Source organism: Flavobacterium sp., from assembly GCF_043779715.1.
GTDB lineage: Bacteria > Bacteroidota > Bacteroidia > Flavobacteriales > Flavobacteriaceae > Flavobacterium.
On the sequence record NZ_JAYWDT010000283.1, the window covers coordinates 1 to 11,526 of the forward strand.

Annotated in this window: 11 protein-coding genes; 5 read left to right on the plus strand and 6 right to left on the minus strand. The window is 31.3% G+C overall.

Annotation, left to right across the window (positions count from 1 at the left end; translation table 11 throughout):
- Positions 1 to 470, minus strand: a 470-nt coding sequence (locus ACH2BG_RS13630) for an ORF6N domain-containing protein (protein ID WP_395048240.1), incomplete at its 3' end; no start/stop codon positions are given.
- A gap of 4 nt (positions 471 to 474) precedes the next feature.
- On the minus strand, positions 475 to 1,800 hold the full coding sequence (locus ACH2BG_RS13635; protein ID WP_395048241.1) for a phenylacetate--CoA ligase family protein: 1,326 nt from the start codon (positions 1,798 to 1,800) through the stop codon (positions 475 to 477).
- 111 nt (positions 1,801 to 1,911) lie between these two features.
- Between ACH2BG_RS13635 and purD the strand changes: the two genes are divergently transcribed.
- Positions 1,912 to 3,186 carry a phosphoribosylamine--glycine ligase gene (gene purD, locus ACH2BG_RS13640; RefSeq protein WP_395048242.1) on the plus strand — a complete coding sequence of 425 codons (1,275 nt, stop codon included), beginning with the start codon at positions 1,912 to 1,914 and terminating at the stop codon, positions 3,184 to 3,186.
- Here purD and ACH2BG_RS13645 read toward each other — a convergent pair.
- On the minus strand, positions 3,178 to 3,408 hold the full coding sequence (locus ACH2BG_RS13645) for a uracil phosphoribosyltransferase (protein ID WP_395048243.1): 231 nt from the start codon (positions 3,406 to 3,408) through the stop codon (positions 3,178 to 3,180). The two genes, purD and ACH2BG_RS13645, sit on opposite strands and share 9 nt — an antisense overlap.
- Before the next feature lie 47 nt (positions 3,409 to 3,455).
- Between ACH2BG_RS13645 and ACH2BG_RS13650 the strand changes: the two genes are divergently transcribed.
- Positions 3,456 to 4,388 (plus strand): DUF6427 family protein, encoded by a 933-nt coding sequence (locus ACH2BG_RS13650; protein ID WP_395048244.1) that lies wholly within the window; start codon positions 3,456 to 3,458, stop codon positions 4,386 to 4,388.
- Here ACH2BG_RS13650 and upp read toward each other — a convergent pair.
- Positions 4,383 to 5,036: a uracil phosphoribosyltransferase gene (gene upp, locus ACH2BG_RS13655; protein WP_395048245.1), complete on the minus strand. Its 654-nt coding sequence runs from the start codon at positions 5,034 to 5,036 to the stop codon at positions 4,383 to 4,385. The genes ACH2BG_RS13650 and upp overlap by 6 nt on opposite strands.
- Positions 5,037 to 5,113: 77 nt before the next feature.
- Here upp and ACH2BG_RS13660 point away from each other — a divergent pair, with 77 nt between their 5' ends.
- Positions 5,114 to 5,719, plus strand: a complete 606-nt coding sequence (locus ACH2BG_RS13660; RefSeq protein WP_395048246.1) for a DUF4254 domain-containing protein — start codon at positions 5,114 to 5,116, stop codon at positions 5,717 to 5,719.
- A 47-nt stretch (positions 5,720 to 5,766) separates the two neighbouring features.
- Complete coding sequence (locus tag ACH2BG_RS13665) at positions 5,767 to 6,762, plus strand: glycosyltransferase family 9 protein (RefSeq protein ID WP_395048251.1); 996 nt, start codon at positions 5,767 to 5,769, stop codon at positions 6,760 to 6,762.
- A 26-nt stretch (positions 6,763 to 6,788) separates the two neighbouring features.
- On the opposite strand, the gene ACH2BG_RS13670 is transcribed toward ACH2BG_RS13665, so the two are convergent.
- Together ACH2BG_RS13670 and ACH2BG_RS13675 are read right to left on the minus strand one after the other, a co-directional pair.
- The gene (locus ACH2BG_RS13670; protein WP_395048247.1) at positions 6,789 to 7,607 is read right to left on the minus strand and encodes a hypothetical protein; all 819 of its coding nucleotides are present in this window, start codon (positions 7,605 to 7,607) and stop codon (positions 6,789 to 6,791) included.
- Positions 7,608 to 7,789: 182 nt separating this feature from the next.
- Positions 7,790 to 8,842 (minus strand): 2Fe-2S iron-sulfur cluster-binding protein, encoded by a 1,053-nt coding sequence (locus ACH2BG_RS13675; protein WP_395048248.1) that lies wholly within the window; start codon positions 8,840 to 8,842, stop codon positions 7,790 to 7,792.
- 165 nt (positions 8,843 to 9,007) lie between these two features.
- Between ACH2BG_RS13675 and ACH2BG_RS13680 the strand changes: the two genes are divergently transcribed.
- A partial coding sequence (locus tag ACH2BG_RS13680) for a gliding motility protein (protein ID WP_395048249.1) occupies positions 9,008 to 11,526 on the plus strand: 2,519 nt, incomplete at its 3' end.

The following is an 11,526-nucleotide window of genomic DNA, read 5'->3' on the forward strand; positions in this document are numbered from 1 at the left end:
GTCAATTCGTCTAAATAACTAAAAACCAATTCAATGTTTTTATCGTGATTTTCCAGTTTCTTTTGAATTTGTAGAATATCTATTTTTAAATCGGTTGTATCCAAAAGCATCTGTCTTACTTTGGTAAATATCCGCATAATTTGAATATTAGTCTGAATTGCTTTATCACTATTCAATACACTAGATAGCATTAGAACTCCGTGTTCGGTAAATGCAAAAGGTAATTTTCTAGTTCCACCCCAACTTGATGTCGCAATTTGCGACTTCAAGATTTCAAATTCATTTTCAGATAGTTGAAACATAAAATCTTCAGGGAATCTAGATAGATTTCTTTTTACTTGTTCGTTTAATCTTCTAGTTTCTATGTTATAAAGTACAGATAAATCGCGATCAATCATCACTTTTTGATTTCTAATAAAGTAAATTTTATTAGAAATTGTTTCCTCTGAAATAATTAGATTTTGGCTCATATATTTATTTTATTAACGAAACAAACTGCTTCAATTTACCGCTTTTGCTTCGTTCTAATTTATCTTTTCTAATAAATGTAAATGTCAAACCGTTTTCTAAATAAGTTGTAATGGCTTTTTCAATTTTTTTAATTTGTTTCAAAGTCAAAGCTGTATCACTCACATATTTCACTTCAAAAGTATCGATTTTGGTTTGTTTTATCACAAATTCTTTTACATTTCCGTCGTCTTCAATAATACTTTTGGTTACATAATAAAATGTCAATCCGGGTGATTTTTTTCCGCTAGGAAGAATGGCAATGTCGTTGGTTCGACCAATTAATTTCTTTAAAATTGGTTTTTTAAAGGTGCTTTTTTTATCAAGAATTCCAACATCGCCAATGTCATATCTAATAAACGGATGCGCTTTGTTGTATAACGATGTAATCACAATTCGTCCTTCATTTCCGTTGGGTAAAATAGCATTGTTTTCATCCAAAATTTCTACAAATAACGTTTCCGAATTTACTTGCCATTCATTATTTGGATTTTGAAATGCGATCAAATCAAGTTCGGAAGCTCCGTATTCATTTACAATTGGAATGCCAAATTGTTTTTCCATCAATAATTTATCTTCTTCAAATAACATTTCTGAAGTAACAATACAACATTTCAACGTTGGACAAACCGATCTTAAAACAATGTCTTTTTTTTGAAGAAATTTGGCAAATAAAACGATAGAAGATGTGTAACCATTGATGTAATCAAATTTTTCATGCTGAAATTTTAGTAAGATTTTTTCCAGAATTTCATCTGATAAATCAAAAATGGTAAATCGGTAACTATTTTTAAACAAATCTTTCAATCGTTCTTTTTTATTTCCGATGAAATCTAGTGGAATTCCATAAAAACGCGCTTGTAATGATGAATTAAAATCGATTCCGAACCAACCAAACCTATTGATGATATTTGCCCAAGTTAACGCATGACAAAATTTATCTTTCGCAAAAATAAAAGGATCGCCACTAGAACCAGAGGTTTTATTAACATAAACATTCTTGACAGTAAATCCTTCCGAAAGTCTTTCTGATAAAGGTTTTTGAAAATCTTTTTTAGTCATTATGGGAAGTTCATTCCATCTCGACGTTTCGGGATCAAAAAATGTTTTCCCCACAAATTCTTGGTAAGATTCGTTGTTTTTTAAATGATAATCAACAATTTTTTTTCTTTTTCGAATGATAAAATCTTCAAATTCGGCATCAGAAACGGCTTGAATTTTTTCAAATTCAGCTTTTGCTTCCTTCATCGGAAAACCATTTATTTTGAGCGATAAATTGAAAAGGTTGAACACAAGAAAAGCTATTTTGTTCAAAAATAGTAAAATCTAAAACTTTTCCATCAATTAGCTTTAAATTCTTTTTAAAACAAACTATTTTTGCACGACAACTAACAACACAACAAAATGACAATTTTATTACTTGGTTCTGGTGGACGCGAACATGCACTAGCTTGGAAAATGTTACAATCAGATAAATGTTCTAGACTTTTTGTAGCGCCAGGAAACGCCGGAACAGCTCAAATAGCAACGAATGTAAACTTAGACATTCTGGAATTTGAAGCTATAAAAACTTTTGTAATTCAAGAAAAAGTGGCAATGGTTGTTGTTGGTCCAGAAGATCCTTTGGTTCTTGGGATTTATGATTTCTTTAAAAACGATTCGATTTTAAAAGACATTCCAGTTATTGGACCATCAAAAAAAGGAGCACAACTGGAAGGAAGTAAAGAATTTGCTAAAGAATTTTTAGTAAAACACAATATCCCAACAGCAGCTTATGATAGTTTTACTGCAGAAACGGTTGAAAATGGCTGTCAATTTTTAGAAACATTACAACCACCGTATGTGTTAAAAGCGGACGGATTAGCTGCCGGAAAAGGCGTTTTAATCATTCATGATTTGGCAGAAGCCAAAGAAGAATTACGAAACATGTTGGTTCGCGCCAAATTTGGAAATGCAAGTGCAAAAGTAGTTATCGAAGAATTTCTTGACGGAATTGAATTGAGTTGTTTCGTTTTAACCGATGGGAAAAACTATAAAATTTTGCCAACAGCGAAAGATTATAAACGTATTGGCGAAGGTGATACAGGTTTGAATACTGGCGGAATGGGTGCTGTTTCTCCAGTGCCGTTTGCAGATGCTGTTTTGTTAGAAAAAATAGAAACCAGAATTGTAAAACCTACAATTGCTGGTTTACAAAAAGACGGAATTGAATATAAAGGTTTTGTTTTTATAGGTTTAATAAACGTAAAAGGCGAACCAATTGTTATCGAATATAACGTGAGAATGGGCGATCCGGAAACGGAAGTTGTTATTCCGAGATTGAAATCTGATTTGGTCGAATTGTTTCAGGCTGTTGCCAATGAAAAGCTAAATGAAGTTTCATTAGAAATTGATTCTAGAAGCGCCACAACAATTATGATTGTTTCTGGAGGATATCCCGAAGATTACGAAAAAGGAAAAGCAATTTCTGGACTAGAAAGTATAGAAGATTCTATAGTTTTTCACGCTGGAACAAAGACCGAAAACGGGCAAGTTGTAAGTAACGGCGGAAGAGTTTTAGCAGTGACTTCGTTTGGGAATGATTTTCAAGAAGCCATAAAAAAATCTTATCAAAACATAGACAAGCTACATTTTGATAAGATGTATTTTAGAAAAGATATTGGTTTCGACTTACTTTAAGAAAGAGTGAGCCGTAGTATCTTGGTTTTCTTCGTTGTTATCTTTGTGAGATTGTAATTGTTTTGTCCAATACCAAGTGTAATAACAACAAATAATTATAAAAGCCCACGAAATAATATTAGCCAACCACCAGTTACTAAGTTCTAGAGAACGTAAAACTTCGTGTAATCCTAAAATTATATTATCAAATAACCATTGTATTCCTTCAAAAAATGATTTCATCTTTTTTATGTATTATATTTACAAGGACAAAAATATAAAATTTACTCATGATAACAAGCGTTTTTAGTAAATCTCGACCAATAAATTATATTTTAATAACCACTTTGTTGGTTTTATGTTTTTTATTGTTTCAATTTCAATCTAATTTCAATACCATTTCAGCTTTAGAAATAGGTAAAAAAATTGTTTTATTATTACTATTAGTTGGCTCTTTATACATAACAAATTTTATTACAAAAAAGAACGGATTAAGTAAAGACAACAGTTACACGTTCTTTCTGTTTTTTGTTTTTCTGATTTTGTTTCCCAAAACATTATCTAACGGATCGTTAATTATCTCAAATTTATTTATTCTATTGGCCTTGCGAAGATTAATATCGATGCAATCGTTAATCACACCAAAAGAAAAAATATTTGATGCTTCCTTTTGGATTTTTACCGCAACGTTGTTTAATTTTTGGTGTATTTTATTTATAGTATTGGTTTTTATATCCATTATTTTTCACGTTTCTAGAGATTATAGAAACTGGACCATTCCGTTTATTGCTTTTTTTACTGTTTTAGTAATTTCGGTTTTAGGCGCTTTAATTTATAATCCGAGTCTTATTCAAAATTATATATCAAAAATAGTAATAGATTTTGATTTGAAATATATAGAAACAATTTTTCAGAATATTGCTTTATTTATATATGTTACAACGGCCTTAGTAGCTTTTGTAAGTATGATTTTTATATTGCGAAATAAATTATCTAATCTGCAAGCGTCGTATCGGAAAATGATTTTTGCGTTTATTATTGGATTGGCAGTCTTCTTTATTTCACCTAATAAAGACAATAGTTTTCTTATTTATACCTTTGTGCCAGTGTCTATTATGCTAACGAATTATCTAGAAACAATAAATAAATATTGGATAAAAGAATCTATTTTAGTAATAATTCTAACAGCTAGTATTCTAACTTTTGTGTTTCAGTTATTATAATTTATCGCCATAAGCCAAATCTCCAGCATCGCCAAGACCAGGAATAATATAGTTTTTTTCATTTAGTTTTTCGTCTAGAGCAGCAACCCAAAGATGACAATTTTTAGGCAAATTTTCTTCAAGAAATGCAATTCCCTCAGGAGCAGCAATTACTACTGCAATATGAATCTCGTTAGGAGTTTCTTCAGTCATTAGTTTATTAAAAACCGCTACAATAGACTGTCCTGTGGCTAACATAGGATCTATTAATATCAGATTTTTTCCTTCAAAAGAAGGCGCGGCTTGGTACTCGACTAAAATATCGAAAGCATCATCGTTGTTGTAATGATGACGGTAGGCCGATACAAATCCGTTTTCGGCATCATCAAAAAAGTTCATAAAACCAGTATGTAAAGCCAATCCGGCACGTAAAATAGAGCACAAAACTACGTTTTCGGCAATGGTTGTTGTTTTTTTAATGCCAAGCGGCGTTTGCACATTGATATCTTTATACGAAAGGGTTTTGCTTAATTCATACGCCATTATTTCGCCAATGCGTTCTATGTTTTTACGAAAACGCATGCTGTCTTTTTGGATATTTACATCACGAATTTGTGCTAAAAAATGATTAAGAATACTATTTTCTTCAGAGATATAATGAATGTGCATTGTGTGAAAATTAACTGTTAATTTGGTTTGATAAAGGTATAAAAAGTATATTTGTATTCAATAAATTAATAAAAATTATGTTTTCACAATTTGCCTTTCCAATTTTTGAACAAAGCATCAATGATTATCACAAATTTGATGATGTAAATCAACCCATCGCAAATCCATATCCAAAGGAAAAAATAGAACATTTATTGTATGCTAAAAATTGGGTAGATACTGTACAATGGCATTATGAAGACATTATTCGTGATCCGAATATAGATCCAGTTGAAGCTTTGGTTCTCAAAAGAAAAATCGATGCTTCTAACCAAGTTCGTACTGATATGGTCGAATATATAGACAGTTATTTCCTTCAAAAATATGCTTCGGTAAATGTAAAACCATCTGCAAAAATAAACTCAGAAAGTCCTGCTTGGGCATTTGATAGATTGTCAATTTTGGCACTTAAAATTTATCACATGAACGAAGAAGCAACTCGCGAAGAAGCTTCGGCAGAACACAGAGCAAAATGTCAAGAAAAGTTAAATGTTTTGTTAGAACAAAGGAAAGATTTAACCACTGCAATAGACGATTTACTAACAGATATTGAAGCTGGAGATAAATATATGAAAGTGTACAAACAAATGAAAATGTACAACGACGACGAATTGAATCCTGTTTTGTATCAGAATAAGAAATAAAATAATTGTCCCAAATTAAACATATTTTAGTAATTAGGCTTTCGGCAATGGGCGATGCTGCGATGACAGTTCCCGTTTTGAGAGCCTTTGTTTTGCAGTATCCAGAAGTAAAAATTACGGTGGTTTCCCGACCATTTTTCAAACCTTTTTTTGACACAATTCCCAACGTAAATTTTTTCGGAATAGATGTAAATAATCGACACAAAGGATTTTTAGGACTTATAAAGTTATTTTTAGATTTAAAAAAGCTAAATATCGATGCTGTTACCGACTTGCATAATGTTTTAAGGTCTAAAATTGTTAGAACCTTTTTTGCATTAATAGGAAAAAAAGTAGCCGCTTCAAACAAAGGAAGAACCGATAAAAAAGCATTAACAAGAGGAGAAAATAAAATATTTAAACCACTAAAAACGATGTTCAATGTGCATTGTGATACGTTTAGAAAATTAGGTTTTGATATCGATTTAAGTAATCCAACTTTTCCTAATAAGGCTGTTTTATCCCAAAAAATAATTTCAATTATTGGAAATAAAAATGAAAAATGGATAGGAATTGCACCTTTTGCACAATACGAAAGCAAGGTTTATCCTTTAGATTTGATGCAGGAAACTATAAACAATTTGTCTAAAAATAATGATTATAAAATTCTGCTTTTTGGTGGAGGCAAAAAAGAAATTGATGTTTTAGATTCGCTTTCAAAAGATAATAAAAACATAATAAATATTGCAGGAAAAATTACTTTTCAGGAAGAATTAGACTTAATCTCAAATCTCGACATGATGCTTTCTATGGATTCTGGAAATGCACACATTGCAGCCATGTTGGGTGTAAAAGTAATTACACTTTGGGGAGCAACACATCCTTTTGCTGGTTTTTCACCATTTAACCAGCCGTTAAAAAATTCATTGGTATCTGATAGAGAAAAATATCCGCTATTACCAACATCTGTTTACGGAAACAAAAAAGTTTTGGGTTATGAAGATGCGATGCGAACTATTTTGCCAGAAACAATTGTATATAAAATACAAAAAGAGCTTAATTAAGCTCTTTTTTATTCTATGAGGTAAAATTATCTTCCAATATACATTACGTTAATTTCAGAGTAATTACCTAAAGCCGTGCTATTCCCAATTACGTGCGGATTAGCTTCAGTAATGTTATCATCGGCAACTCCCCAGTATGAAGCGTTTAAATTACAAGTTTGACCAGCGTTTAAACTTATGGTTATATTTATATTTGTTTCGTTGAAAAGCTCTAGATAATCTACCGTGGTATTACTATTGTAAAAACTAGTAGAGTGAGTATATTTTCTATAATCTACTGCATTGACAGTAAGTTTAAAATTACCTTCTACAAAACCCACTTTTCCTGAATCAAGATCTACCGTTCCAGCACCAAGATAACCCGTAAAATAAATCGAATATTTTCCCGTGTATGGAGCAACAAATGATTTTGCATTCAAATTAGGAATATTTGTATAGGTAGATGCGGTTGTAGCTACTGTTAAATTTGCATTTTGTGCAAACTTTGTATCAAAATAACGGTGTACCTGTGACACCCAATTAACGCCATCCCAAAAATAAATCCCAGGAATTACACCATAAGTTCCCGCTGTAGTATTTGTATTAAAAACCATAGTTCCTATTTCTGAGACTGTGTTTGTTAAAAAAGCTCCTGTTGCAGGATTTTTAACAGGCGCTGCTATATTTGTGTCGGTTAATGCTACACGAGGCATAAGTAATCCGTAATTGTTTGCGCCAGCAACAACATCAAGAGCGGCGTTTGGGGTTATGGTTCCTATTCCTACTTGCGCATTTACAATTGTTGCTAAAAATAAAAAGAACGTAGAGGCAATTTGTGTTTTAAATTTAATGGTTAAAAGTGACATTGATTTTTTTTGGTTTAGTTTGTTTTTTTATTGAGAAAGCAACAAAAATACAATCATTTTTAACCTATTGTCCTAAAAATCAATAAACTCGATAAAACCACAAAATTTATCGACTAAAAGATAAATGCATTAAAAAAGGAGCTAATTAGCTCCTTTTTTAACAATATTTATATAGTGATTAGCTAAACATCATCATAATCTACAAAAACCTCGGCCGATGTGGGATGTGCCTGACAAGTAAGAATTAAGCCTTCGGCAATTTCTTTATCGGTAAGAATAGAGTTCTTTTTCATCTCGGCAGTACCTTGTGTTACACGAGCCAAACAACTGCTGCATATTCCGCCCTGACAAGAATATGGTGCATCGATTCCTTGTTTTAAAGCTGCTTCGAGTAGAGTTTGTTTCGATGACATTTCAAATGTTGCTTCATCTCCATCTACTAAGACAGTGATTTTTGTATGGTCATTTTTTGTTGTATCTATCGCATTTTCTTTAGTAGAAGCAGAAAATAATTCGAATTTAATATCTTTTTCAGCAATATTTTTTTCTTTTAGCACATCAGAAACGGTATTTATCATTTCTTCTGGGCCACACAAGTAAAATTTAGAGAATGCTGTGCCAACATGCTTATTATTCATCACAAAATTCACCACCGATTTGTCTATTCTTCCAAAAAGAGAATCGTCAGCCTTGGATTGACTATACACAAAATGAACAAAAAATCGCCCTAAATACTTTTGTTGTAATTCGATTAGTTTGTCATGAAAAATAGTTTCTTCAGCAGATTTGTTTCCAAAAACCAGCACAAATGTACTTTTAGGCTCTTGTAATAAAACAGATTGTAAGATTGCCATAACTGGAGTAATTCCGCTACCAGCTACAAAAGCTAGATAGTTTTTTTGCTTTTCGAGATTAGGTTCGAATGTAAATTTACCTTCAGGAGTTCCAACTTCGATAATACTTCCAACTTTTAGTTCGTTATTGGCAAATTTCGAAAAAAGTCCATTTTTTATCGCTTTAATTGCAATACGAAGCTCACCACTATTTGGCGAAGAACATATAGAATAAGCACGACGAATTTCTTGCCCATCTAAAGTTAATTTTAAATTTACGTATTGTCCAGCATCAAATTTATAAAAATCTTTAAATTCGTTAGGAACATTAAAAAGGATAGAAACTGCCTGAGAAGTTTCTTTTTTTATTTCTTGTATCGCTAGTTTGTAAAATGTAGACATATTCGATTCTTTTTAGCAAAATTAAGAAACACGACTGACATATTATTGTAACTTACAAAAAATTAAAAAAATACTTTATTTTCGGAATTTAAAAAAGAAACGTATTTTTACCAGTCATTATACTAAATTTAACTTTTAGAAGTTAATGATTAAAAACCTTTTACATTGAAAACAAACAGTTTAAAATATATTTCATCTTCACTTTTATTAATTTTAGTTGTAGCTTGTTCTACAAAGAAAAACTCTTTTGTAAATAGAAATTGGCATGCTGTAAACTCAGAATATAACGTTTTGTATAACGGTGATGTGGCTTTGCAATTGGGTATTAATGATTTAAAAATCGGATACAAAGATAATTTTTGGGAAATTTTGCCAGTAGAAAGAATGCAAATTCTAGAAGAAGCAATACTGCCAGGACAGAAGACAAAAAATCAAAATTTTGAGCGGGCTGAAAACAAAGCAATCAAAGCAATCCAGAAACATTCTATGAATATTGATGGTAAGGAAAAAAACAGGCAAATGGATGAAGCACATCTTCTTCTAGGAAAATCACGCTATTATGACCAGCGATTTATTCCTGCTTTAGAAGCTTTTAATTATATTTTGTACAAATATTCTAATTCCGACAAAATATATGAAGCTAAAATTTGGAGAGAAAAAACAAATATTAGATTAGAAAATGACGCACTAGCGATTAAAAATCTGAAAAGGCTCCTAAAAAATAGCAAGATAAAACCACAAGTTTTTGCCGATGCAAATGCGATTTTGTCGCAAGCCTATATTAATTTAGAACAAAAAGACAGTGCCATTGCACCACTAAAAAAAGCATTGGTTTCGACCAAAATAAAAGAAGAAAAAGCCCGTTATCATTTTATTTTAGGGCAATTATACCAATCTTTACAATACAAAGATAGTGCCTATGTTGAGTTTCAAGAAATTATTGAAATGAAGCGAAAATCACCCAAACAATATGTGATGCAGGCGCATGCAAAACAATCAGAACTAGTAGATCATACACAAGACACGGTTGCGTTTCTGAAAAAATATGCTAAACTTTTTAAAGACAGAGAAAATCGTCCGCATCATGATATTTTAAATTATCAAATGGCTGCATTTTATGATAAGCTGAACAAAAAGCAACAAGCTATTAAGTATTACAATAAATCATTAAGGTCTAAATCGGAAGATACTTACTTGCAAGCGACAACCTATAAAAATTTAGCGACAATTTACTTCGATAAAACTAAATACCTAATGGCTGGACAATATTACGACAGCACATTGACTAGATTGGTGAAGAAAAATCGCGAGTATTTTACCATTGCAAAAAAACGAGAAAACCTTGTAGATGTTATCAAGTACGAAGGAATTGTGCAACATAGTGATAGTATTTTAAATATAGTTGCCCTTTCTGAAGGTGATCGAAAGAGCTATTTTGAGGATTATATTGCAAAAATGAAAGCTAAAGAAGAAGCTAAAAAACTACTTGAAGCCAAGCAAAAAACATCAAATACAAACACTGGAATTCAAGTCATAAAAACCGATATAAAAGGCAGACAAAAAAGCGATTTAAACGAAACTTCTTTATTACCGCCAGGAGCTAGTTTTGATAGTAAAAATGATGACGCATTTTATTTTTACAATCCCGTTACTGTCAATTACGGTAGAGTAACGTTCCTAAAAAAATGGGGGAAACGAATACTAAATGACAATTGGAGATGGTCTGCTCAGTCTTTAGACATAAAGAATCCAGAGGAAGTTGCAGCCAACAATACAAATACGAAAATAGAAGAAATCTCAGAAAAATTTCAAGCAGATTTTTATTTGAAACAACTTCCAACATCACAAAAAGTATTAGACAGTTTGGCAAGAGAAAGGAATTTTGCAAATTATCAGTTGGGTGTTATTTATAAAGAAAAGTTTAAAGAATACGAATTATCGGCATCTAAATTTGAGTTGTTATTAAAGAGCAATCCCGAAGAAAGATTAATCTTGCCATCGATGTATAATTTGTATAAGATATATGAGATTACAAATAAATCCAAAGCAGAAGTTGTTAAAAATCAAATAATTGCAAATTACCCGAATACAAGATATGCGCAAATTCTAAGCGGAACAATAGTAGAGGAAAATGCCATTGCACAAACACCAGAGGCTGTTTATAAAACAATTTATAAGCAATTTTCGAACCAAGAATACGTTACGGTTTTAGAAACTATCGAGAAAAGTTTAGCGCAATTTGCTGGCGATGATTTAATCCCAAAATTTGAATTGCTAAAAGCAAGTGCAATAGGAAAAATAAAAGGAGTTGAGGAGTATAAAAAATCTTTAAATTTTGTAGCTTTAAACTTTCCAAACACAAAAGAAGGAAAACAAGCCGAAGACATTCTTCGAACAAATATTCCTATCTTAGAACAAATGACTTTCAAGAACGATACACTATCTAAAAGCTGGAAAATTTTATATAAAGCAGGTGCTCGAGATGCTGATGATACCAAAACATTAATCGAAAAAATAAATAAATATATAAAAGAGAAACAATATGATACCTTTTCAGTTTCTTATGATGTGTATAATGAAAGTGAAAATTTTGTAATCATACACGGAATAAAATCGAAGGAATACTCAGATTATTTTGTGGAGATTCTTAAGGACACTAAAGATTATAAAATTGTAACTCCAGC

Coding starts and splice junctions, on each gene's coding strand:
- ACH2BG_RS13660 (WP_395048246.1), top strand. CDS start 5,114: ATGTTTTCACAATTTGCCTTTCCAATTTTTGAACAAAGCATCAATGAT.
- ACH2BG_RS13670 (WP_395048247.1), bottom strand. CDS start 7,607: ATGTCACTTTTAACCATTAAATTTAAAACACAAATTGCCTCTACGTTC.
- upp (WP_395048245.1), bottom strand. CDS start 5,036: ATGCACATTCATTATATCTCTGAAGAAAATAGTATTCTTAATCATTTT.
- ACH2BG_RS13675 (WP_395048248.1), bottom strand. CDS start 8,842: ATGTCTACATTTTACAAACTAGCGATACAAGAAATAAAAAAAGAAACT.
- ACH2BG_RS13650 (WP_395048244.1), top strand. CDS start 3,456: ATGATAACAAGCGTTTTTAGTAAATCTCGACCAATAAATTATATTTTA.
- ACH2BG_RS13645 (WP_395048243.1), bottom strand. CDS start 3,408: ATGAAATCATTTTTTGAAGGAATACAATGGTTATTTGATAATATAATT.
- purD (WP_395048242.1), top strand. CDS start 1,912: ATGACAATTTTATTACTTGGTTCTGGTGGACGCGAACATGCACTAGCT.
- ACH2BG_RS13665 (WP_395048251.1), top strand. CDS start 5,767: ATGGGCGATGCTGCGATGACAGTTCCCGTTTTGAGAGCCTTTGTTTTG.